At 40.5% G+C, this 22,972-nt stretch carries 21 protein-coding genes; 9 read left to right on the forward strand and 12 right to left on the reverse strand.

What is annotated here, in order from left to right; all coding sequences use genetic code 11:
* Nucleotides 1-9 precede the first annotated feature (9 nt).
* Genes virB9 through virB11 form a run of 3 tightly spaced genes read left to right on the forward strand, consistent with a single transcriptional unit; the run spans nt 10 to nt 3,009 of the window.
* Entirely contained in the window at nt 10-816 is an 807-nt protein-coding gene (gene virB9, locus V3564_RS05880; protein ID WP_455480647.1) for a P-type conjugative transfer protein VirB9, read from the forward strand.
* Nucleotides 816-1,973, forward strand: a complete 1,158-nt coding sequence (virB10, locus tag V3564_RS05885) for a type IV secretion system protein VirB10 (RefSeq protein ID WP_455481468.1) — start codon at nt 816-818, stop codon at nt 1,971-1,973. Before virB9 ends, virB10 begins: the two co-directional genes overlap by 1 nt.
* On the forward strand, nt 1,945-3,009 hold the full coding sequence (gene virB11, locus V3564_RS05890) for a P-type DNA transfer ATPase VirB11 (RefSeq protein WP_455480648.1): 1,065 nt from the start codon (nt 1,945-1,947) through the stop codon (nt 3,007-3,009). The genes virB10 and virB11 overlap by 29 nt, the downstream gene beginning before the upstream one ends.
* Before the next feature lie 1,386 nt (nt 3,010-4,395).
* Here virB11 and V3564_RS05895 read toward each other — a convergent pair.
* The 7 genes from V3564_RS05895 to rimM all read right to left on the reverse strand — a co-directional run bounded on the left by V3564_RS05895 (nt 4,396) and on the right by rimM (nt 10,490).
* On the reverse strand, nt 4,396-5,175 hold the full coding sequence (locus V3564_RS05895) for a succinate dehydrogenase iron-sulfur subunit (RefSeq protein ID WP_455480649.1): 780 nt from the start codon (nt 5,173-5,175) through the stop codon (nt 4,396-4,398).
* A gap of 14 nt (nt 5,176-5,189) precedes the next feature.
* Nucleotides 5,190-7,034, reverse strand: coding sequence for a succinate dehydrogenase flavoprotein subunit (gene sdhA, locus V3564_RS05900; RefSeq protein WP_455480650.1), 1,845 nt, complete (start codon nt 7,032-7,034; stop codon nt 5,190-5,192).
* Between the two features lie 5 nt (nt 7,035-7,039).
* The gene (gene sdhD / locus V3564_RS05905) at nt 7,040-7,426 is read right to left on the reverse strand and encodes a succinate dehydrogenase, hydrophobic membrane anchor protein (RefSeq protein ID WP_455480651.1); all 387 of its coding nucleotides are present in this window, start codon (nt 7,424-7,426) and stop codon (nt 7,040-7,042) included.
* Nucleotides 7,427-7,444: 18 nt separating this feature from the next.
* Nucleotides 7,445-7,846, reverse strand: coding sequence for a succinate dehydrogenase, cytochrome b556 subunit (gene sdhC / locus V3564_RS05910; RefSeq protein ID WP_455480652.1), 402 nt, complete (start codon nt 7,844-7,846; stop codon nt 7,445-7,447).
* A 488-nt stretch (nt 7,847-8,334) separates the two neighbouring features.
* Entirely contained in the window at nt 8,335-8,775 is a 441-nt protein-coding gene (gene rplS, locus V3564_RS05915) for a 50S ribosomal protein L19 (protein WP_455480653.1), read from the reverse strand.
* Nucleotides 8,776-8,981: 206 nt separating this feature from the next.
* Nucleotides 8,982-9,680, reverse strand: a complete 699-nt coding sequence (gene trmD, locus V3564_RS05920) for a tRNA (guanosine(37)-N1)-methyltransferase TrmD (RefSeq protein WP_455480654.1) — start codon at nt 9,678-9,680, stop codon at nt 8,982-8,984.
* Between the two features lie 252 nt (nt 9,681-9,932).
* Complete coding sequence (gene rimM / locus V3564_RS05925; protein ID WP_455480655.1) at nt 9,933-10,490, reverse strand: ribosome maturation factor RimM; 558 nt, start codon at nt 10,488-10,490, stop codon at nt 9,933-9,935.
* 130 nt (nt 10,491-10,620) lie between these two features.
* Here rimM and V3564_RS05930 point away from each other — a divergent pair, with 130 nt between their 5' ends.
* Together V3564_RS05930 and V3564_RS05935 are read left to right on the forward strand one after the other, a co-directional pair.
* Nucleotides 10,621-11,448 carry a SapC family protein gene (locus V3564_RS05930; protein WP_455480656.1) on the forward strand — a complete coding sequence of 276 codons (828 nt, stop codon included), beginning with the start codon at nt 10,621-10,623 and terminating at the stop codon, nt 11,446-11,448.
* A 3-nt stretch (nt 11,449-11,451) separates the two neighbouring features.
* Nucleotides 11,452-12,420 carry a tyrosine recombinase XerC gene (locus V3564_RS05935; RefSeq protein WP_455480657.1) on the forward strand — a complete coding sequence of 323 codons (969 nt, stop codon included), beginning with the start codon at nt 11,452-11,454 and terminating at the stop codon, nt 12,418-12,420.
* 24 nt (nt 12,421-12,444) lie between these two features.
* Here the strand turns inward: V3564_RS05935 and V3564_RS05940 are convergent, their stop codons facing one another.
* Complete coding sequence (locus V3564_RS05940) at nt 12,445-12,723, reverse strand: BolA family protein (RefSeq protein WP_455480658.1); 279 nt, start codon at nt 12,721-12,723, stop codon at nt 12,445-12,447.
* A gap of 123 nt (nt 12,724-12,846) precedes the next feature.
* On the opposite strand from V3564_RS05940, the gene V3564_RS05945 reads away from it, so the two are divergent.
* From V3564_RS05945 to cobT, 3 genes are all read left to right on the forward strand, one after another.
* Nucleotides 12,847-13,467: a J domain-containing protein gene (locus tag V3564_RS05945; protein ID WP_455480659.1), complete on the forward strand. Its 621-nt coding sequence runs from the start codon at nt 12,847-12,849 to the stop codon at nt 13,465-13,467.
* A 190-nt stretch (nt 13,468-13,657) separates the two neighbouring features.
* Nucleotides 13,658-14,644, forward strand: a complete 987-nt coding sequence (gene cobS, locus V3564_RS05950; RefSeq protein WP_455480660.1) for a cobaltochelatase subunit CobS — start codon at nt 13,658-13,660, stop codon at nt 14,642-14,644.
* A gap of 14 nt (nt 14,645-14,658) precedes the next feature.
* A complete protein-coding gene (cobT, locus tag V3564_RS05955; RefSeq protein ID WP_455480661.1) occupies nt 14,659-16,572 on the forward strand; it encodes a cobaltochelatase subunit CobT in 1,914 nt (637 codons plus the stop codon).
* A 107-nt stretch (nt 16,573-16,679) separates the two neighbouring features.
* On the opposite strand, the gene V3564_RS05960 is transcribed toward cobT, so the two are convergent.
* Nucleotides 16,680-17,366 carry a VUT family protein gene (locus tag V3564_RS05960; protein WP_455480662.1) on the reverse strand — a complete coding sequence of 229 codons (687 nt, stop codon included), beginning with the start codon at nt 17,364-17,366 and terminating at the stop codon, nt 16,680-16,682.
* 120 nt (nt 17,367-17,486) lie between these two features.
* Nucleotides 17,487-17,780 (reverse strand): 50S ribosomal protein L28, encoded by a 294-nt coding sequence (gene rpmB, locus V3564_RS05965; RefSeq protein ID WP_455480663.1) that lies wholly within the window; start codon nt 17,778-17,780, stop codon nt 17,487-17,489.
* Between the two features lie 278 nt (nt 17,781-18,058).
* Here rpmB and V3564_RS05970 point away from each other — a divergent pair, with 278 nt between their 5' ends.
* A complete protein-coding gene (locus V3564_RS05970) occupies nt 18,059-18,847 on the forward strand; it encodes an SURF1 family protein (RefSeq protein WP_455480664.1) in 789 nt (262 codons plus the stop codon).
* Between the two features lie 586 nt (nt 18,848-19,433).
* Here the strand turns inward: V3564_RS05970 and purH are convergent.
* Both purH and V3564_RS05980 read right to left on the reverse strand, forming a co-directional pair.
* Entirely contained in the window at nt 19,434-21,050 is a 1,617-nt protein-coding gene (purH, locus tag V3564_RS05975) for a bifunctional phosphoribosylaminoimidazolecarboxamide formyltransferase/IMP cyclohydrolase (RefSeq protein WP_455480665.1), read from the reverse strand.
* Between the two features lie 157 nt (nt 21,051-21,207).
* Complete coding sequence (locus tag V3564_RS05980) at nt 21,208-22,935, reverse strand: heparinase II/III family protein (RefSeq protein WP_455480666.1); 1,728 nt, start codon at nt 22,933-22,935, stop codon at nt 21,208-21,210.
* Nucleotides 22,936-22,972: the final 37 nt, after the last annotated feature.

A 22,972-nucleotide genomic window follows, 5' to 3' on the forward strand; every position in this document is an offset into this window, starting at 1 on the left:
TGAATTATTATGAAAAAACTTGCGTTCGTTGCCTTACTATCCTTGTTTTCCTCTTTTTATACAGTACCCGTGCAAGCGCTTAAAATCCCATCCAGTTCACAATATGATCACCGCATTCGCTATGTAACGTATAACGTGGCTGATGTAGTTCAAATTGAAACTGTTCTCGGTGTGGCAACGCATATTATCCTTGAAGAAGGAGAACAGTATATTACCCATGCCTTTGGTGATTCAGATGCATATGCTTTTGCACATAAGGGACGGCATATCTTTATTAAACCAAAAGCAGAACTTGCCAATACGAATCTCATCATTGTAACCGACAAACGTAGCTACAAATTCCGACTACTCTTTCGAAATGACCGTGCTGGAGCTACCTACGAATTAGCTTTCCATTATCCAGATACAAATACCCAAAAGCTAGAGGAAAATGACCAAAGCCTTGCCATTGAACGTGGTTTTCACCAAGGCGTGAAGGGTTATAATCTCAAATACACCATGAGCGGTAACCAAGATATTGCTCCAATAAACGCTTGGGACAATGGACGTATCACCTATTTCAAATTTTCTGCCAACGTGGATATGCCATCAATTTACGTAGTGGATGCCGAAGGCAATGAAAGCTTAATACCGCGTACTGTTGTAGGCAGTGCCAATGATATTATCGCCGTTCATAAGGTCAATCCCAAGTGGCTCATACGGCTTGGAAAACGCGCTTTGGCTGTTTTCAATGAAGCCTATGACCCTAATGGTGTACCAAACACAACTGGAACAGTATCTTCGGTGGTTCATCGCATTAATAAAGGAGACAAATGATGTTCGACAATCAGAAAGGAGATGAGATTAACACAAGCGAAAAACTGGACTATACCGAACAAAGGCGTATTGAAGGTGCGTATGGTAGCTCCGAACTAGGTTTAGAACGCCGTCCAACAATTCCTGGTGCACGTGCATTGTTAATGGTAGGCCTCATTGTCATAATAGCGGTACCAATTGCTTTGACTTGGAAAGCTTTAAAAATGCGTAATGCCGTAGAAATTGATGAAGAAAAGCCTCAACAAACAGTGCAGCAAATTATACCGAGCTATACCCCTCGGATTATAGAAGAACCAAAAGTTGTAGAAGAAGCGGAAAAGCCAACACAAACAGAGGAGCAAGCATTGGAGATTCCACCAGCCTTGGCTAAGCTTCTTCAAACAACGATTCCTCCACATTTGATCAAAGATTCTGAAGAATTAGCACGCAAACGTATGTTCAACTCTGGTCTGAACAACGGTAGCACGAGCGAAAGCTCTACAGAACATTCAAGAAATAATACACTTGAAGATAGAAATAGCGGCATATTATTCGATCAGCTTCAGCCTATACGCTTAGGTCAATCACGTGCACTCCAACTTATTAATCGTGATCTCTTAATTACGCAGGGAACGCAGATAGATTGCGCATTGGAAACAAAAATTGTCACAACACAACCAGGAATGACGACATGCCATTTAACGCGTGATGTTTATTCTACAAGCGGTCGTGTTGTTTTGCTGGATCGTGGTTCTAAAGTTGTGGGTTTTTACCAAAGCGGCATACAACAAGGACAAACGCGCGTTTTCGTACAATGGTCGCGTATTGAAACGCCTACTGGTGTTATCGTCAATCTTGATTCACCCGGCACTGGCCCTCTTGGTGAAGCTGGTATCGATGGTTGGATCGATACACATTTTTGGCAACGGTTCGGTGGTGCAATCATGATTAGCATAATCAGTGATTTGGGAGAATGGGTGAAAAGCAAAATTAATCATGGAAATAAGGAAAAGGTACAATCTCAAAATGTGCAAAATGCTGAGTCGGTGGTGACAGACGTTCTTCAAAACTCAATAAACATTGCGCCAACACTTTACAAAAACCAAGGTGAGCGAGTGAATATCTTGGTTGCTCGAGATCTGGATTTCAGTGATGTTTACAGCCTCGTTACACGCTAATCGAATACAGAAAGATCAAGCAGTTGCGCAGCTTCTGCAGCCGCTTGACCGTTTTTTAGAAGATTCCAAAGTTACTGAATTATCAATCTGCCGCCCCTGTGAAGTGTGGACAAAAAGTTTCAAGGGTTGGCAAGTACATAGTGTACCAGAGTTAACAACCTCTTTTTTGCAGACACTTATCACAGCCATTATCGTTTATAATGGCATGGCTCCCAAAAGCATTAATTATGTGCTACTGCCCGGTGGACAACGTGCCACAATTATACAAACACCAGCTGTCATCGATGGCGCACTATCCGTTATGATTCGTAAGCATTCTCTCACGGTTAAAACGCTAGAAAAACTCAACGAGGAAGGTGCATTTGATGATTTTACTGATGTAAGTTTCAATAAGCTTTCGGAAAAAGAAGCAAATAGCCTGTTATCAAAGCAGGATTTCACGCGGTTGGAGTCGTTTGAAGTTCAACTCCTGAGGCTCAAACGTGAGGGGAAAATCCTCGAATTTTTGACAGAATGCGTACTTCACAAACGCAATATCATTATCGCAGGCAAAACAGGATCAGGTAAAACGACATTCGCTCGCTCTTTAATTGAAAAGGTGCCGGTAGAAGAACGCATTATCACGATTGAAGATGTTCATGAACTTTTTCTACCGAATCATCCTAACCATGTACATATGCTTTATGGCAACAGTGCAGGTCGTGTTTCTGCTGATGAGTGCCTAGACGCCTGTATGCGTCAGTCACCTGACCGCATTTTTCTTGCAGAACTGCGTGGCAACGAAGCGTGGGAATATCTTAACTCATTAAACACTGGGCATCCTGGATCAATTACAACAACACACGCTAACAGTGCTTTGCAAACATTCGAACGATGTGCCACGCTGATCAAAAGATCAGAAATTGGCCGTCAACTCGACCTAAAAATGATAAAAACGGTACTTTATACTACAGTGGATGTGGTATTATTCTTCAAGGATCGAAAGCTCTCTGAAGTCTTTTACGATCCAATTTTCTCTAAATCGAAGATAGTTTAAGTGAGACTCTTCTCTCAATAGGATCCTACAGATAACAACAGCCGTAACAATCTATCATAATTTTTTATTTAACCTTTTGAAACAAGTTTCCTCCCCCTCTTGTTTTTCTGTGAGCTTTTCATGCTCTTACAACAGAAAAGATGAAAGGTTGATGATAACAACTCCACAGAAAAACAAAATCACGCACAAGATTCTTATCGTATACAATTTTATTATCTTTGATAGTTTTTTCATTTATTTTTTAGAAGTGTACATTTTATGCAAAAGAAGAAAAATCATTACAAAATAAATAGTTCAGCAAAAAGAACAGCTTTCAATTCGCATATCAACGAAAGCTCTATGAAATACTCGCACTCAACAACCATAAACAATTGTCGTCATAAAGACAGACTTATCGTTCAAAATTCTACGTTCCATTTGCTAAGCATCAACGCCATATTTTTTGAACCAAAAAACCTTATACTTCTACCAAAACAGACAGTTTACTGCATTATAAATTCCAATATAGCATCAACAAATCATATTCCAATTCGGTAATGGATAGCGTAACAGCATAATACATTCTAGCCTCGTTATCGCGTAATTACGGGCAATTGCCACTGAAATCTTCCTTACAACCTACTTTTTTGTAGCAAACCAAACTTGCATCTGAAAATATCTTGAAACCAATTCTGCTACCTCTTAACGCAAACTCACCCCATTTTATGGCTTCTTTTTTAGCATAATTTTGCAGTGCTTCAGATCACTTTCTAATCATCGAAACGATTGGCGTATAAGCTTTTATTCTAAAATCATACACAACCTATATCCCGCTAAAAGATTGTGAGAAAATGAAAGCAATAAAACAAAAAGCTTCTTAATTACCTTATCATGAACAATGCAAACAACAAACAGTGGTTGGTTATGTTTCATTGATAATTGCTATCAAGTTTTCTCTTTCATGTTGAAAAATAAGCGAGCACTTTCTGTCGCTAAAACAAGTTTTTCGCGCTTTTATACAAGAAACAATAGAGTTCAATGACAAAACGAAAAACCAAGCTATAGCAAAAGTTTCTATTTTTCATAGATAAATGTGAAAGAATACAAAGTTAGTGCCTATGAAGTTTCATCAGAACTAAGTATAATTTTCATGACGATTGTATTCTTCTAGGCAACACCAATCTATTGCAGCGTGTTATTCATATTCAAAACACATTTTCTCAATGAAGCATCCATTTTGCCCAAAAGGTTAGATATCCTTTTTTAAAAGGCAATGATAGCGATTTTTAAATTCTCATAAAAAGCCAATAAGCTTTTATAGATTGAGCCCCGTGCGTCATCCTCAAAGAGCGCAAACTCATGTATAATCTCTCGTCTCTCACGTTACCTTCATCAACTGGTAAGTTTTTAAAGGCGACGTTCAACCATGAGTTTTTTAATCTCAGCAATTGCCTTAGCTGGATTTAATCCCTTTGGACAAGTCTGCGCACAATTCATAATCGTATGGCACCGATAAAGGCGAAAAGGATCTTCCAAATTATCAAGACGCTCACCACACATCTCATCACGTGAATCAGCAATCCAACGATAAGCTTGGAGCAAAATAGCTGGCCCCAAATAACGATCGCCATTCCACCAATAACTTGGACAGGATGTTTGACAACATGCACACAAAATACACTCATAAAGGCCATCGATTTTTTGGCGATCAGAGTAACTTTGTAACCACTCTTTTGCAGGTTCAGGCGAAATGGTTTGCAACCAAGGTTCAATCACACGATGTTGCGCATAAAAGCGCTTTAAATCAGGAACCAAATCTTTAACTATCGGCATGGAAGGCAAAGGATATACCTTAATTGGATGCTTTACATCATCCATACCTTTGGTACAAGCCAGCGTATTAGTCCCATCAATGTTCATCGCACATGAACCACAAATACCTTCACGGCATGATCGGCGAAGTGTCAAAGTTGGATCAATATGATTTTTAATGAATAAAAGCCCATCAAGAATCATCGGACCACAAGCGGAACGATCTACATAATAGGTATCCAGATGTGGATTTTCCTCATCATCCGGTGACCAACGGTAAACGTGAAACTCTGTCAGTTGCGTAGCACCTTCAGGCTTAGGCCAAACTTTTCCAGCTTTCACTTGCGAATTTTTGGGAAGCTTAATTTGTACCATAATTCATTCTCCCCTTAATAAACACGTTTTTTAGGAGCAATGCGCTTTAAGTCGATACCGCCATCTGCTTCAGCTGTTAACGGATCAAGATGAACAGGCCGATACGATAATGTCACCTTACCATCTTTTGACAAATGCGAAAGCGTATGTTTACGCCAATTTTTATCGTCACGCTCTGGATAATCTTCACGTGCATGAGCCCCCCGACTTTCTAAACGTGCTTCTGCAGAATAAACAGTCATGATTGCATTGGCCATCAAATTCTCAAGCTCTAATGTTTCAACCAAATCAGAATTCCATATCAGCGAACGATCTGTTACTTTAATATCTGACAATTCATCCCAGATTTGGCTTATCCGCTGACATCCTTGTTGTAAAGAATCTTCTGTACGGAAGACAGCAGCATCTTCCTGCATAGTGCGTTGCATTTTTTCACGCAATATAGCCGTTGGTGTCGCCCCTTGAGCAAAGCGTAAACGATCAAAACGAGCCATAATTTCGTCAACAGCAACCTCATTAAGAGGAGGAATTTCTGTATCTCGATCAATCACCTCACCGGCACGAATAGCAGCAGCACGGCCAAACACAACAAGATCAATTAATGAATTTGATCCCAAACGATTAGCACCATGAACAGAAGCACATCCTGCTTCACCCACCGCCATCAAACCTGGTTGAACACGATCAGGTGAATCGGCCATTGGATTGAGAACTTCCCCGTAGTAATTGGTAGGAATACCGCCCATATTATAATGAACAGTTGGAAGGATAGGGATAGGTTCTTTCGTCACATCAACCCCTGCAAAAATCCGTGCTGATTCAGAAATCCCCGGCAAACGCTCGTGCAATATAGCGGGATCAATATGATTGAGAACCAAATGGATATGGTCCTTTCTCGGACCAACACCGCGTCCTTCACGAATTTCAAGCGTTATACAACGCGAAACAAGATCACGCGAAGCCAAATCTTTAAAGGAAGGCGCATATCGCTCCATAAAGCGTTCGCCCTCAGAATTGACCAAATATCCTCCTTCACCGCGTGCACCTTCTGTGATTAAACAGCCAGAACCATAAATACCTGTAGGATGAAATTGAACAAATTCCATATCCTGAAGCGGCAATCCAGCACGTGCAACCATTCCACCACCATCGCCCGTACAAGTGTGGGCTGATGTCGCCGAAAAGTAGGCACGTCCATATCCCCCAGTAGCAAGCACAACCATCTTAGCAGAAAAACGGTGTATCGTGCCATCATCGAGGTTCCATGCCACAACACCCGTGCACACACCATCAGTCATGATTAAATCAAGCGCAAAATATTCAATAAAAAACTGCGCATTATGTTTTAAGCTCTGCCCATAAAGGGTATGCAAGATCGCATGCCCCGTACGATCTGCCGCTGCACAAGTACGTTGGACAGGAGGACCTTCACCAAACTCTGTCGTATGTCCTCCAAAAGGCCGTTGATAAATTTTTCCTTCTTGCGTACGCGAAAAAGGAACTCCATAATGTTCCAACTCGTACACAGCGGCAGGTGCATTACGTACCAAATATTCCATTGCATCGGTGTCACCCAACCAATCAGACCCCTTTACCGTATCGTATAAATGCCATTGCCAATTGTCAGGCCCCATATTAGAAAGTGACGCTGCAATGCCACCCTGTGCCGCAACCGTATGCGACCGAGTTGGAAAAACTTTTGTGATACACGCTGTCTTTAACCCTTGTTCGGCCATACCAAGTGTTGCACGCAAACCAGCACCACCCGCTCCAACAACAACAACATCAAATTTGTGATCCACATAGCGATAAGGGGCCTTACCTACTCTAGCACCCAGAGACGATCCAGTACCCATCATATTATTTAAACCCCTAATGCAATTTTCAAAAGAGAAAAAATGATTACACCACCAAGAACATAACAAAATAAAACATTCAACGCTAAAAGTAATATCCGCATACTTTCATGCCGAATATAGTCTTCAATAACAACTTGCATTTCAAGTTTCATATGATAAAGGACTGAAAAAGTTAGCAATCCCATTAAAATACTAACAAAAGGATGTGAAAGCCGTGCACGCACAACGCTATAATCATTTCCAACAAGTGAAAGAATGAGAACAATAAAAAAAACAAAAAACGGCAAATTAATGAAACTTGTCAAACGCTCTAGCCAAAAATGCTCTGTTCCTTCATGTGCACTCCCAAGTCCGCGCACTTTCCCAAGCTCTGTTCGAAAATCCTTTTTCATATCTCTTTCCACCCCCAGCTAGACAATACTATATCCAATAATCCAAATTATAAAAGTAATAATAAGAGAAATAAAAACTGTCGCCCAAGCCGTTACTGTTGCCTTTTTTTTATCCAAAAGGCAAGGATTCATATCCCAAACAATGTGGCGAATACCACCAACCATGTAATGAACTCCAGCAAGCGTATAGAGAAACAAGACACAAAGCCCAGGAAAAGAACCATAAATCTCATGAACTACTCTATACGTCTCAGCCCCACAAGCAACTGAAATTAACCAAATAGCGAGAAAGACCATTCCGAAATAAAGAGCTATCCCAGTGATACGGTGCCCAATTGACATCGCCATAGTGATAGACCAACGGTAAATACTCACATGAGGAGAACGAGGGCGCTCTTTTATCCTAATTTTCTCTGTCATAAAATATCCTGACCTGACTTTAACTGCAACCGCATCATAAGTGAAAAGACTCGTACAAAACAACCAGCTCTATCATTGTTTTTATTTAAGTACATTATCATTCCCACTTAATTCGGCATCTAACGAGCCAATACTCACAGGTCGGTCATCTCAAATAACGGATTAAAGGTCGCGCATAAAAAAAACCGATTGTCCCACAGACACGAACCGTAAAATTCGCCCTTAATCTAATACAATTTCACCCTCACGTCAAAGGTCTAACATTTTTTCTCAAATATAAACATACCTTCTTCAAGTGTTTATCCCCGCTTCTGAACAAGTAACATGCCCTCTGAGATTCTAAATTTCAATCATGATTTAAGAGAAAAAACGCAGACTTGAGAAGCTCAATATTTTTATGCACACTCAAAGCTACCTCTTTAGCTGCAAACACGAATCACGGAAATGACGAGAAAGCCGCTTTTTATAAATTCTAGCAGATGCAGTATTTATTCAGCGATTTGCGTTGTGGCATCCGCACTAACAGCTGTTGCTTGTGCTCTCTCAGCAATTTTTTCACCTTTTTTCCGGTAATCTCTTTTTTCAGCAATACGCGCAGCCTTACCTCTCAAACTACGAAGATAATAGAGTTTTGCACGGCGCACTTTACCTCGACGCACAAGCTCAACACCTTCAATCAAAGGAGAATAAATCGGAAATACACGTTCAACACCTTCGCCATAAGAAATCTTGCGCACTGTAAAAGTTTCATTCAACCCACCACCTGAACGTGCGATACAAACTCCTTCATATGCTTGAACACGTGTGCGCGTACCTTCTGTCACACGCACCATAACACGTACTGTATCCCCTGGCTGAAAGGCTGGCAGTTGGCGTTTTGCTTCAATTTTTGCACATTGTTCAGCCTCAAGCTGCGCGATAATATTCATTTCTTTTATCCTTCGTGTTCTTTATCGAACAGTCAGAGCGCTCAACTCTTGCCGAAAAAACCTTCTCACAAAAAGAAAAGAACTTCTTTAGGCTATGTTCTACACAGGAGCGAATACACCATTCCTTAATTTTGGAATTACAGAAAACCCTTTACAGAAAAACTCTCTAAAAGAGAGCCATGCAATACACCACCTTACAACATGAATCAAGTTTTCTGACGATTTTTATCATAACGGGCATAAAGATCAGGGCGACGTTGACGTGTTAACAGCTCGGACTGCTGTTGACGCCAATCCGCAATAGCTTTGTGATGACCCGATGTCAACACTGGCGGAATACTCCGTCCTTCGAAAAGAGAGGGACGTGTGTACTGAGGGTGTTCCAGCAAATCATTCTCAAAACTTTCATACTTTCCAGAATCCTCATTGCCCATAACTCCAGGAAGAAGACGTATAACAGTATCCAAGAGAACCAACGCAGCAGCTTCCCCCCCTGAAAGAATATAATCACCAATAGATACTTCTTCCAACTTCCGCGCTTCTATTATCCGCTCATCTACGCCTTCAAAACGTCCACAAACCAATGTCACTCCCGATTCACGCGCCAAAGAGCGCGCATAAGTTTGGTTAAAAAGCCGCCCACGCGGACTCATCAACAACCTTGGCGAATCATGCGGAAAACTATCAAGTGCAGCCGCTAACACATCCGCCCGCATCACCATACCTGCTCCTCCACCAGCTGGAGTATCATCAACGCTATGGTGCTTATCCAAAGCAAAGTTTCTAATTTGCACTGCATCCAGCGCCCATATTCCTCTCTCTAAAGCTTGCCCTGCTAAAGAATAACCCAAAAATCCAGGAAACATTTCAGGATAAAGTGTTAAAATACGCGCCTGAAACTTCATTTTATTCTTTCATCCTCATTTTCTGAGCCCAATTCTTACCAAATCAGCACCAACCGGCGGTATCATCAATACTATTTTATCCAAAATAAAATCACGAATCTGCTCTGCACCCAACGTTCATATCCCTAACTCTAAAGCTTGCCCTGCTAAAGAATAACCCAAAAACCTAAAAAACATTTCAAGATAAATTACCAACATACGTGCTTGGAAACTTCTTCTCGCACTCCTTCGCTTTCCGCTTCATTTTTTGGTTCAAGCCATTTTTTCTGTATCATCTTCTTCCATATCACTTAAACCAGCGGCCACTGGATCAACAACAAGAAAACCAGAAGCAATACAAATTTCTGGCACTGCTGCCTTGCTAAAGGGAATAAGCACTGTTTTGCGCGTATTCAAACGCATCTCAAGCAAATCACCAGCCCCAAAATTAAAAAAACCACTCACCTCCCCTAAGATTTTACCAACACAATTCTGGACACGAAGCCCAATTAAATCGACTTGATAAAATTCATCCTCAGCCAAATCATCCAACAATTGATTACGGGCAACATAAAGGCGAATCCCTTTTAAGTTCTCAGCAGCATTGCGATCATCAATCCCTTTAAAACGCACAATTGCGTTATTTTTCTGCACACGAAGGGTTACAATTTTATAAGAACGCCCCATATCGTCATAAAGAGTACCGTAACTTTTTAAACGCTGTGGTTCCGCACTTAAGACCTTAACAAAAACATCCCCTTTTATGCCATGAGGCAAACCAATAGTGGCAAGATAGACTTTATTTTTAAGCTTTTCTTTACTATACTCCATGCACAAGTATTATCTCTTAAAAACGAAGCTTTCAATCTTGTAATTTTCTATTTAATCTTGTTGCCATACCAAAAATCTTCAAAAAAGGCTTTTCTTGGTAACAAAAACAAATTCAATAAGGAGAAGTCTTATGGCAAATGTTATGCTATTTTACAAAGATATTACCCCAATCAACAAAGTTTTTCATAAAAATCTAAAATTTTCTCCTCCAAGTAATATGTCTTTCGCAAAAGATACTCACTGGATTCCTTTAGCAAGTAGTGAATATTTTCAAGCTGCTCTAGACTATCCCATTTTGTTTATGTCCGCAGAAGATGAACAAAAGAAACGGCACTATACATCCGCTGCTCTTGTAGGTCTTTCTAACGACGAAAATGACTATATCGCCTCTGATGAAAATTGGAAAACAAATACTTATATTCCAGCTTTTGTCCGTCGCTATCCTTTTGTTCTTGCGCAAATTAAAAATGAAAAAGAGCTTTCTGTTTGCTTTGATCAACAATCAGGCATGTTTAATGAGATTACAGGCACAGAACTTTTTAATTCCGATGGATCTGTTTCTCCTTTTATGGAAGAGCGTATTCGCTTTCTTGAAAGCTTTAAAATCGCTATGGAAAAAACAGCTGAATTTATTGACACTCTTGTAGAGATGGATCTTCTAAGCCAAAAGTCAATCAATGTGAAAAACGACCAAGGTCTCTCAGCGCAATTAGAACATTTCTGGATTGTCGATGGAGAAAAATTGAATAAATTATCCGCACACCAGCTGGCTAAACTCCATAAAAATGGCTTTTTAGGGTTAATCTTTGCACATCTTATGTCAACGAATAATCTTTTAAAAATACTTTCCCTAAAAGGTGAAAAGCAGCTCGCTGACCGTGAAGAACAACCGCAAAACAAGAATGATCGCTCTAAAGATGAAAAACCTACAAAAAAGAAGAAAGAGACTCTCAATTAAGCAATGTCCATAAAAGATGACACGAGAAAAGATAAAAATATCCTTCTCATCCCAGCAGATCATGCCATTTTAGCCGCAAGAAAAAACTGGCTGGATAATCTTTTGCAAACACGTCGTATGGCCGTGCAAACAGCACAAGCCTATGAACGTGATACACGGCAATTTTTGTCTTTTCTTTGTCAACATTTAGGACACGAGCCAACCTTTAGTGATCTCGCCAGTTTGCGTGTTATTGACTTGCGTGCTTATTTGGCTTATCGCCGCGCACGCAATATAAGTGCTCGCTCTTTAAGCCGAGGAATGGCAGGTTTGCGCTCTTTTTTCAGCTACTTATCTCGCGAAGGGATTGTCAACATCCCTGCTGCTAAACTTATCCGAACCCCAAAACAACCAAAATCGCTTCCAAAGCCTTTAGCGATAAAATCAGCACTGCATTTAGTCAAACAAGAAAATCAACAGGAAAATGAACCATGGATCACCGCCCGTGACGCTGCTGTTTTAGTGCTCCTCTATGGCTGTGGAATGCGAATATCAGAAGCCCTAGCACTCACACCAGAACAATTTGCTGATCCCGAAAAAAAAAGTTTATTCGTGATCGGAAAGGGAGGGAAAACGCGCCTTGTCCCCCTCATCAAAGTTGTTTACGAAACCGTACAGAATTATCTAAAATGCTGCCCATATCCTTTAGATGATAACAAACCAATGTTCCGCGGTGCCCGAGGTGGCCCTTTACAGCCAGCCATTATTCAACGAGCCGTTCGCAACTTACGCACATCTCTTGGTTTACCAGAAACTGCTACCCCCCATACACTGCGCCATTCTTTTGCCACCCATCTTTTATCGCGTGGAGGCGATTTGCGCACTATTCAAGAACTTCTTGGGCACGCCTGTTTATCTACTACACAAGTCTATACCCATGTTGACACAGACCGCTTATTAGAAGTTTATCAAAAAGCGCACCCTCGTTCTTGAAAAATTTTTGAACGAAAAGGGAAACTAAACAGATGCAACCTCAAGCGCTAAAGCATGAACACAGGTTGCTAATTCTTTCTGCAAAACTTGATAAATTGCTCGATGTATCTCCACGCGCGTCATGCCTGCAAAAGAAGAAGACAGAATTTTTACCCGAAAATGCGTTTCTCCTTTACCGTCAAAAGCGTGCTCATCATGACGATGCCCAGCATGAAGATGACTCTCATTAATTACCTCAAGCTTTTGCGGACAAAAAGCATCCCGCAGCTTTATCTTGATCGTTGTTTGAATTGCAGTAGACATTTTTTTGTTCCTTCACAAAATAAATAATGCAATGAGCCTTTTTTATTACCAAACACAGTGTGAAAATAAATTTTTCAAAAGTCAATTCTTGTCAAATCGATCGATTTTGCATAAACAAAACATATGGCAATAACATCTAAATTATTCGACTCAATTCGAATCAGCTCCAATAAAAAACAACGGGCTGAACCACAGGCACAACAATGTCAATGGGAAGGCTGTGAAAAAGCAGGAACTCATAAGGCTCCAGCAGGACGAAATCACGAAGGGCAATATCTGCACTTTTGCATTGATCATGTGCGTGCCTATAATAAAAATTTTAATTATTTCTCTGGTCTTAGCGATAAAGATGTCGCAAAGTTCCAAAAAGATGCCCTTACAGGACATCGCCCAACATGGCCTACAGATCTTAGTAATGGCGTGTCGAAAAAAACAGCTACTGATTATGCTAAAATTCGTTCTGGCACAGCTGCCTATCAAAATCGTATGCGCGATCCATTTACGATGTTTACCCAACGTCATTCAACTAACAATTTCTCACGAAAATTAAAACCCTTAGAAGCCAAAGCTTTTGATACATTGGGATTACAAGCGAATGCTTCCGCTGAAGATATCAAAACAAAATATAAAGAGCTGGTAAAAAAACACCATCCTGATTCCAATGGTGGCAATCGTTCTTCAGAAGAGCGTTTTCGCGATGTTTTGCACGCTTATAATTTGTTAAAAAAATCTGGTCTATGCTAAGGAATCCCTGCCCATACAAATCTACTTTCGTACAAACTATTATTGTTTTCACAAGACATTATGGAACATGCAGTAAAGGAACTCTTTCATATCCAAAATTCTCATTGTAAACCATTGCATAAGTACTCTAACTCTTGTACCGTTTTTTACTGAATAAAATAAATAGTGTCCTTTCTCTTCCAGAAAAATAATGACAAAAACAAAGTTTACAGTCGAAAATATACCCGATATCACACTCTGTGCTAGTGATCTGTTCAATATTGATACAGATATGAAAGTACCTGCTTTTAGCACAAAAAGCCCCCACGTTCCCGATATAGATCCTGATTATATTTTCGATCTGCAAACAACTTTAGCGATTTTAGCAGGTTTTGCATTTAACCGCCGTGTCATGATCTCCGGCTATCACGGCACTGGAAAATCTACACATATTGAACAAGTTGCTGCACGCCTCAACTGGCCTTGTATCCGAATTAACCTCGACAGTCATGTCAGCCGCATTGATCTCGTCGGAAAAGATGCTATTATTTTAAAAGATGGATTACAAATCACTGAATTTAAAGAAGGCATTTTGCCATGGACTTATCAAAACAATATTGCTCTTGTTTTCGATGAATATGATGCAGGTCGTTCTGATGTTATGTTTGTCATCCAACGCGTCCTTGAAGCCTCTGGACAACTAAGCTTGCTTGATCAAAGTCGTGTCATCGCTCCTCATCCAGCATTTCGTCTTTTTGCAACTGCAAACACCGTTGGTCTTGGTGATACAACAGGGCTTTACCATGGCACACAGCAAATTAATCAAGCTCAAATGGATCGCTGGTCCATTGTGACAATATTAAATTATTTACCTCATGATAAAGAGGTTGATATCGTTTGTTCAAAAGTTAAATCTTTTCAGACAACCGAAGGGAAAAAAACAATTTCACAAATGGTGCATGTTGCTGATATGGTACGGCAATCTTTTATCAATGGTGATCTTTCAACGGTCATGAGCCCACGCACTGTCATCACTTGGGCAGAAAATGCCACAATTTTTAAAAATGTTGGATTTGCCTTTCGGTTAACCTTTCTCAACAAATGTGATGAACTCGAACGTTCCACTGTCGCAGAATTTTACCAACGTGCTTTTGGACAAGAGCTTCCAGAATCGTTTGCACAGCGTGCCTTGCCTTAAGGAATACACCAACCATGGCCGCAAAAGCTGGCGATACCAACCAAAATCTAACACACGACTCTCTCACCACCTCTCTTGATGCTGAAGCCTTTAAGAAAGCTATTTCCACCTGTATTCGCGCAATTGCTGGTACGCGCAACCTTGAAGTTTCCTTTAGTCACAACAAACCATCCCTGAACGAAAATTACGCACATTTACCGAAACTACCACACCGCACAACAAATAAAGACATAGCTATCACCCGCGGATTAGGCGATTCTATGGCTCTACGCAAAGCATGGCATGATAGCCGTATTCACACGCAATATGCTCCAGTAGAATCAGAAGCACGCGCCATATTTGATGCTCTTGAGCAAACACGGGTTGAAGCAATCGGCACTTTAGCCATGGATGGAATTGCACAAAATCTTGATATAATGCTCGCCAATAAATATCAAAAAGCCAATTATCATAAGATTAGCACCCAAAGTGAAGCTCCCCTCCAAGAAGCGATTGCGCTTTTATTGCGTGAAAAAATAACAGAGCGCCCTCCCCCAAAAGAAGCTGAACATGTATTGGAGCTCTGGCGTCACTCAATCGAACAAAAAGCCGCAGCAGAACTAAATGAACTGACACATCATATTCATAATCAGCATGCTTTTGCACGGATTGTTCGTCGAATGCTAGTTGCACTAAAAATGTCAGTGCAACTAGAAGAAATTTCTGACAGTGTAAACAAGAAAAAACTTAAAAACGGATGCAAACCTACCAACCAAGCAGAAGAAGAAAGCAATAACGAAAAACACTCCCAAAGTGAAAAACAAACAACAACCAAACAAGAAAGCGATGTGCAAGACAAAGGAAAAACGCAAGCAACTCAATCAAACAACAATAATAAAACCGAAGAAGAACAAGAGAGCCATTGGCAAAAAAAAATAAATAACCCTAAACGTCTTCTCGCTATTTCAGAACAAATGGAGGGACTTGATGGTTATAAGGTTTTTACCCGTCAATTTGACGAAGTTTTGGAAGCGACAGATTTCTGTTCTGAAAGTGAGTTGGATCACTTGCGTCATTGTCTTGATAAGAAAATCAATCACCTCCAAAGCATCGTAGGACGCTTAGCAAATCGCCTACAACGCCGCCTTATGGCACAACAAAATCGTAGTTGGAAGTTTGATCTTGAGGAAGGATATCTCGATACAGCACGACTTACACGCCTTATTATTGATCCAATGCAACCACTTTCTTTTAAAATGGAAAGCAATACCAAATTTCGGGACACTGTTGTTTCATTACTCATAGATAATTCAGGATCAATGCGAGGGCGACCGATCACTGTTGCGGCAAGTTGTGCGGATATTTTAGCACAAACTCTTGAACGTTGTGGAGTAAAAGTTGAAATTTTAGGCTTTACCACTAAAACTTGGAAAGGAGGAAAATCACGCGAAAAATGGCTCAACCAACATAAACCTAATAATCCTGGACGCCTTAATGATTTATGTCATATCATCTATAAAAGAGCCGACACAACATGGCGTCGAGCACGGCGCAATTTAGGTTTAATGTTGCAGGAAGGATTGCTGAAAGAAAATATCGATGGCGAAGCACTGATTTGGGCACATAAGCGTCTTTTATCACGGCGTGAACAACGTCGTATTCTCATGGTTATTTCGGATGGAGCGCCTGTTGACGATTCGACACTTTCTGTTAATTCCAGCCATTATCTTGAAAAACATTTACGCGCGGTGATTCAAGAAATCCAAACACATTCGCCTATAGAACTCATTGCCATTGGAATCGGTCATGACGTCACGCGCTATTATCAACGTGCTGTAACAATTATGAACGCCGAAGAACTAGCCAACGCTGTAACAAAACAATTAGCAGCGCTTTTTAGTGATAAAAAACCTCATTCTTGTAAAGGATTTTTAGAACAAGCTCCCTAAATCAACAGCTTGAGGTTATATAATAAACCTTGTAAGCAAACATGCCGCTCTCACGGAGCACGATAAAAATCCTTCTTTATGTTAAAAGTACAAGAGGATAAATATTCTTACTTATCACAAATCAAAGATGTATTGCCTTTTGAACTGCTTTGATAAAGAGGAAGCTTCAAATTTCTGAGGATTGTTCCATAGGGAATCAGCATGCACAGGCTCATAATTATTTTTACCGAAAAATCGCCAAAAGCAAGCGAGAGCCAAACTGGAACCTCGAGTCCAAAGAAAACAGTACTCTCGGTAAGTGAATTATTAACATAACCTGCCATTTGGTCGATAAAGGCAAAAGAGCTAGAAAAAGCAAGCGCAAAGAACACAACCGTATCTAAAGCCGAACTGACCAACGCTGCAGCTAAAGGCGCCTTCCACCATGCTTTACGCCTCAAAGGACTAAAAACGGCAATATCGAGGATCTGCCCAAATAAGAAGGCCGAGCTAGAAGCTATTGCAAGCCGCGGCGTAACCAATATCCAAGAAACAAAAAAACCAGCAAAAAAACCAGCATAAACCACACACCTTGCTGCAGCTGGACCATAAAAACGATTGGTCAAATCATTGATCAGAAAAGCTATCGGATACGTAAAAGCTCCATAAGTCAGGAGCTCATTCAAACCAAACCAATCGATGGGATACTGAACCAAAATATTAGAAGTGGTTACAGCAAGACACATCGCAAAACTAGAAAAAACAATATATTTTCTCTTTTGCTGTGCTGATACAAAACCGCATGCTGAGAACATTTTTTTCACCTTGGTAACAAAACCAATAAACTACAGTGATCAAAAAGTTAAAAGCCCCAAAACAGCATGCCTCTAAAATGATGAACAGATGATCTTGCTTTTCACAAACAAAAACAATTACTACGCTGCTTGCTCAGCTTTTTTATTAACGATTTGGCGTTTTAACAAACGTGCACGTTGCGACAATTCTTTATCATCAGCTTTGACCAAAAAGCTATCAAGTCCACCACGGTGCTCAACAGAACGCAAAGCATTTGCTGAAACGCGTAAGCGATAACTTTGCTGCAATACTTCCGAAATCAATGTCACATTGCAAAGATTTGGTAAAAAACGACGACGGGTTTTATTGTTCGCATGGCTAACATTATTGCCATAAAGAACGGTTTTTCCTGTCAATTCGCAAGCACGAGACATAAACTTTACCTTTAAACTCTAAGAAACTCTTAAATCCCAATACCCACAAAACAGAATGGACGCAAAACACTGCCTTGAACGGGCATTATTGAGAAGTTATGTTCCTAATAGGGTGTCGATAATAAAAGGTCAAGTCTTTTGTAAAGCTTTTTGCATCCCTTGCTAGCTAATTTTCTTAATCTTTTCCCGTAATAAGGGATGATATGGTATGCAAAATGTTTTTTTTTAATACACCCCATGCTAAAAGAATGCTCACTGTATAAAAGGAAGCGTTAATCATGAGAAAAACACATAATCCCGCGACAGAGCTCCAACACAAACGCATCAATCTTTCTTCTATTCTGTTCAGCACTTTATGTGTCTGTGCTTTTCTCGTCTTCAGCGCACTAGGTGTCTGGCAAATACAACGATTAAACTGGAAAACGAATCTCATCACAAGTGCTAATCAACGTATTCATTTGCCTCCCATCAAAGCCCCCCCCAAAAATCAATGGAAACATATAACTTTTGAGAAAGATGAATATCGACCTGTCATCATTACGGGAAAACTGCTAAAAGATAAAAACATTTTTGTTACTGCTGTCGCTCAAAATACCAGTGGCTACTGGGTTTTGACTCCCCTACAAACAGCCGATAACACACTGACCTTTGTGAATCGTGGTTTTATCCCCATGGATGCACGCCGTCACTTTCAATACTCAGAACAGTCACACACGAACGATATATCTCATCAACATTCTACTAAGAACACAGAGCAAACTACGATTGTAGGTCTATTACGCATGAGCGAAAAAAATGGTTTTTTTCCACGCAAAAATAATCCCGATCACGACCTATGGTACGCACGCGATCTTCCCACTATGGCACAAAAGCTTGGCCTATCCACTGTCGCTCCTTATTTTATTGATGCCGGGAAAGAAACAGCTACGCAGGAAAATTTTCCTATCACGGGCTTAACTGTTATACATTTTCGAAACAATCATCTTGTTTATGCTATCACGTGGTTTGTTTTAGCTGTTGGCGTCCTAGGTGCCTCTCTTTTTTTGCTATGGCAAAAAACTGAATAAGACACACAAACACTCTATACCCAGAAACAAGCTCTTGGGCACTTTTACTAAAGAACCTATTTTCATAACAAAGAATTATAAAGCTATCATGCTGAAAATACGACACATTTTACACTTGTCTTTCTAAATGCAATAGCAACAACAGCCTTACTAAAAGATATGAGAACATACCCGATCCCATCACGAGACTTGTAAACCTGCAACAACCCCCCCGTACAATCAAACATCAGATGATGAACAATAATAAAATACACCGTTAAGTACCTATAAAAATTAACAAGACTTAAGAAAGCAGTGCTACGCAATTGAATCAGTATCACCACAATTAATATCAAGCATTTGGTTTATATTTCGAAAAATAAGTTAACACATTCATTATACGATGATAAAAGTATCAGGAACTATAAGAACATAGAATATTCACATCTTTTCTCAAAACCTTATCTTACATCCTTGAGAATACAAGATAGAGCAAATTACAAAAGAGAATTGCAGTATAGTTGCATAGACAACACGCATCTGAAATACGAGAAGCTCATTTAAAATTCATTTTGTCTAAGAAGATCAACTACAAAAATTAAAACATTTAATGGCGAAAATGCCGTACACCTGTAAAAACCATGGCTAACCCTTGCGCATCAGCTGCGGCAATAACTTCTTCATCACGTATTGATCCTCCCGGTTGAATAATCGCTGTTGCACCAGCTTCAGCAGCAGCTAGTAAACCGTCTGAAAAAGGAAAAAATGCATCTGATGCAACCACAGATCCTTTAGTAGGAACATCTGTTAAGCCCGCTCTTTGTGCACTTTCTTCAGCTTTACGTGCAGCGATTTTAGCTGAATCAATGCGACTCATCTGGCCTGCACCAATCCCAACTGTTGCGCTATTTTTTGCATAAACAATAGCATTTGACTTAATGTGTTTCACAACACGAAAAGCAAATTGAAGATCCCGCATTTCATCTTGATTTGGTGCCCGCTTTGTCACCACTTGCAGTTTAAGATCATCAACAACCATATTATCACGCGACTGCACTAAGATTCCCCCCGCAAGCGTTTTAGCAATAAGCCCTCCACAACGGGGATCAGGTAAACCACCAGTGATCAACAAACGAAGATTTTTTTTCTGTGCAATGACTGCACGTGCTGCTTCTGTCGCATCAGGAGCGATAATCACTTCCGTAAAAATTTTAATAATCTCTTCAGCACACTCTTCATCAAGAGGTTGATTTAAAGCAATAATTCCACCAAATGCTGAAACATTATCACACATAAGAGCCTTTAAATAAGCCTCCTTCAAACTTCGCCCTTCTGCAACACCGCAAGGATTAGCATGTTTAAGAAGAGCAACAGCAGCGGTTTTTTGGGGATCAAATTCTGCCACAAGTTCAAAAGCCGCATCTGTATCATTCATGTTGTTATAAGAGAGTGCTTTACCTTGCAAAAGTTTTGCTGTTGCAACACCAAAACGTTTATCACTATTTCGATAAAATGCCGCCTGTTGATGTGGATTTTCCCCATAGCGCATAACACTTTTAAGATGACCAGAAAAACTCTGCCAAGACGGCGTTTTAATTTGTAAATCCTGTGCGAACCACGCTGCTATCGCCGAATCATAAGCAGCCGTATACGCATAAGCACGCATTGCTAACTGACGTCGCATAAAAAAGCTTAAACACCCCTCATGCTGCTTCAATTCAGCGAGAACCATATCGTAATCACTAGCCGCTGTTACAACGCCAGTATAAGCATGATTCTTCGCTGCGGCGCGAATCATTGCTGGTCCACCAATATCAATATTTTCAATAATTGTTTGTCTATCAGACTCAGACTGGGAAGTCTCTTCAAAGGGATAAAGATTCACAACCAGAAGATCAATTCCATTTATGCCATGCTTCTCCATAGCATCCACATGACTAGGATCTTGTCTTACAGCTAATAAAGCACCATGAACCAAGGGATGGAGCGTTTTGACGCGCCCATCCATTATTTCCGGAAATCCAGTAACTTCAGCAACATCTTTCACTGGCAAACCAGCAGCCATTAATATTTTTGCCGTTCCTCCTGTCGAAATCAATTCAATACCATAAGCATGAAGCGCTTGTGCAAAAGCGACCACGCCTGTTTTATCAGACACAGAGAAAAGAACACGACGAACCCGACAAAGATCCGGTATAGAAAAATTTTTCGCAACAACCCCCATAACAGGAATCCTAAAAATAAAATGGTTAAAATCCAAGTAAAATAAACTTATGCGTTCAATAGCACACGTCTTTATCAAAATACACTCAAAGGATAGGATGTCTTTTTTTAACACACAAAGAATAATTCTATCTTTGTCCGTATTATAAAGAAAAAAGTCATTGTTCTAACTGACGGCGAACAAAGCGCCAACGCACTTTTTCTTGAAATGCAGGGCGAAAATATAAAACAATCTGTCGTGTGCGTTGTGGACCTGTTAATCCAGTAAAATCAATCGAATCTTCAAGATAAATATCAGTATCCGGTGATACAAAATACCACACTTGCCCATCCCCTACGGCTAAACGCACACGCTTACCATCATAATTAACTTCAACTTGCGGATGAAGATGAAACCGAACGGCAACATTATTTTGTTCATTTTGAGCTACCTTATGTCTCTTTGAAAACCCTTTTTTTGACGTAAAAAAGCGATCAAAACCCTCAATCATTGCTCCATTTGTCGCTAAAATGAGACCGCGCTCATGAACAAGATTAAAAGGCCGCACATAACCGTTATGGCTCGCAATAAAACCAATTTTCTCTGAATCCTCTATACGGGACACTTTAACATCCGTTGGCCCTTCAAGCAAAAATGAAGCACCACTTTTCTTTTTTTTATAAAAAGTGCCCACCGAACAATCATTAATCGTCGCTGTTGAATGTGCTGCGGTGACACGCCCTAAATGTCGATACTCCTCACGCCCATAAGGATTAACACCCGTATTTATGATAAAGCGACTTCCATGTGAAGACATTTCAAAAGACAAACACCCCGAACAAGCATGCTCTGCAACGGAGCGTGGTGGAAATTTTCCTGTATCTGCAAGCACCGTGGTTTGATTGGCATGTAAACGCTGAAACCCTGAATAACGTGCATAACTAAAAGGATGCCCCACTGTTTCATCAAGTTTTAAAAGTGTCGATAAACGTTCAGATACAAGGGGGCCGACCCCATTAAAATGCGCTAATGTTTTATCCTCATGAATAAAAAATCGTAAAGCTGGCAACATACGCTCAACAGAATCAATCAAAACACGCGGTGCCGTTTCATTGCTGTGCATAAAAAGATGACGTAAAGACAATAAATCCGATAACAAATTGAGCAAGAGCACAGGACTACGCGAAATATGGCCACCATCAACCAAGATCTGACGCGACAGCTCCTCAATGAGAAGGGTTTGCACCTTTTTCTTAATTGCTGCAGAAACAGGTAAAGCAAGAGATGCGAATGTCAAAGCTGCTGCAGCTTGTAAACGCTGATCATTGTTTTCCATACTGCCAATGGCGACACGCAAATAACGAAATTGGAAACCAAGTGCACGCAAAAAGCGCTTTTCAAACCGCTCACTTGCCCCTTGCAACAACATTTTTGAATGACAAATCCACGAAATCAAACGCCGTGCTACAACTGGCCCACTCCAAGGAAGCCCTTTTACCTTCTTGCCGCTATGGTCAAGCCAATCTTCTAAGAGCGCGCGCGCATGTGCCGTAGCTAAATCACTCTCTGCTGCTGCCATATGTCGCAACCAATGGAAATCATGAAGAGCTGCTTCCCATTCCGGCGTTGGTGAAACCAATGAAAAGGGAGAAACAGCACCAGAATGAACAGTATGACCCGCAAAAGCAAAACGACCATGATAAAACTCATGTGCCATCACTGGATCAGCTAAATACAAATCAATGGGATGCGCTAAAATTTTATGGGGACGGAACCCAGAAAACCGCCAACAAAACAGTGGTCCAACCCATAAACGCCGTATAAATTTGTGTGCCATATATATAAAGGCCGCCGCCTTTACCTGAGGATCTTTTACCGCAACCGCCACAATCTCGTCTCCATACATGCTGAATCGAGCACAATTTCGACCATTTTAGTAAATG

Source organism: Bartonella sp. B12(2025), assembly GCF_053795135.1.

What these genes read in the sequence shown, in the direction of transcription:
- virB9 (WP_455480647.1), top strand. Translation starts at nt 10, where the DNA reads ATGAAAAAACTTGCGTTCGTTGCCTTACTATCCTTGTTTTCCTCTTTT.
- virB10 (WP_455481468.1), top strand. Translation starts at nt 816, where the DNA reads ATGTTCGACAATCAGAAAGGAGATGAGATTAACACAAGCGAAAAACTG.
- V3564_RS05895 (WP_455480649.1), bottom strand. Translation starts at nt 5,175, where the DNA reads ATGGTACAAATTAAGCTTCCCAAAAATTCGCAAGTGAAAGCTGGAAAA.
- sdhA (WP_455480650.1), bottom strand. Translation starts at nt 7,034, where the DNA reads ATGATGGGTACTGGATCGTCTCTGGGTGCTAGAGTAGGTAAGGCCCCT.
- sdhD (WP_455480651.1), bottom strand. Translation starts at nt 7,426, where the DNA reads ATGAAAAAGGATTTTCGAACAGAGCTTGGGAAAGTGCGCGGACTTGGG.
- sdhC (WP_455480652.1), bottom strand. Translation starts at nt 7,846, where the DNA reads ATGACAGAGAAAATTAGGATAAAAGAGCGCCCTCGTTCTCCTCATGTG.
- rplS (WP_455480653.1), bottom strand. Translation starts at nt 8,775, where the DNA reads ATGAATATTATCGCGCAGCTTGAGGCTGAACAATGTGCAAAAATTGAA.
- trmD (WP_455480654.1), bottom strand. Translation starts at nt 9,680, where the DNA reads ATGAAGTTTCAGGCGCGTATTTTAACACTTTATCCTGAAATGTTTCCT.
- rimM (WP_455480655.1), bottom strand. Translation starts at nt 10,490, where the DNA reads ATGGAGTATAGTAAAGAAAAGCTTAAAAATAAAGTCTATCTTGCCACT.
- V3564_RS05930 (WP_455480656.1), top strand. Translation starts at nt 10,621, where the DNA reads ATGGCAAATGTTATGCTATTTTACAAAGATATTACCCCAATCAACAAA.
- V3564_RS05935 (WP_455480657.1), top strand. Translation starts at nt 11,452, where the DNA reads ATGTCCATAAAAGATGACACGAGAAAAGATAAAAATATCCTTCTCATC.
- V3564_RS05940 (WP_455480658.1), bottom strand. Translation starts at nt 12,723, where the DNA reads ATGTCTACTGCAATTCAAACAACGATCAAGATAAAGCTGCGGGATGCT.
- V3564_RS05945 (WP_455480659.1), top strand. Translation starts at nt 12,847, where the DNA reads ATGGCAATAACATCTAAATTATTCGACTCAATTCGAATCAGCTCCAAT.
- cobS (WP_455480660.1), top strand. Translation starts at nt 13,658, where the DNA reads ATGACAAAAACAAAGTTTACAGTCGAAAATATACCCGATATCACACTC.
- cobT (WP_455480661.1), top strand. Translation starts at nt 14,659, where the DNA reads ATGGCCGCAAAAGCTGGCGATACCAACCAAAATCTAACACACGACTCT.
- V3564_RS05960 (WP_455480662.1), bottom strand. Translation starts at nt 17,366, where the DNA reads ATGTTCTCAGCATGCGGTTTTGTATCAGCACAGCAAAAGAGAAAATAT.
- rpmB (WP_455480663.1), bottom strand. Translation starts at nt 17,780, where the DNA reads ATGTCTCGTGCTTGCGAATTGACAGGAAAAACCGTTCTTTATGGCAAT.
- V3564_RS05970 (WP_455480664.1), top strand. Translation starts at nt 18,059, where the DNA reads ATGAGAAAAACACATAATCCCGCGACAGAGCTCCAACACAAACGCATC.
- purH (WP_455480665.1), bottom strand. Translation starts at nt 21,050, where the DNA reads ATGGGGGTTGTTGCGAAAAATTTTTCTATACCGGATCTTTGTCGGGTT.
- V3564_RS05980 (WP_455480666.1), bottom strand. Translation starts at nt 22,935, where the DNA reads ATGTATGGAGACGAGATTGTGGCGGTTGCGGTAAAAGATCCTCAGGTA.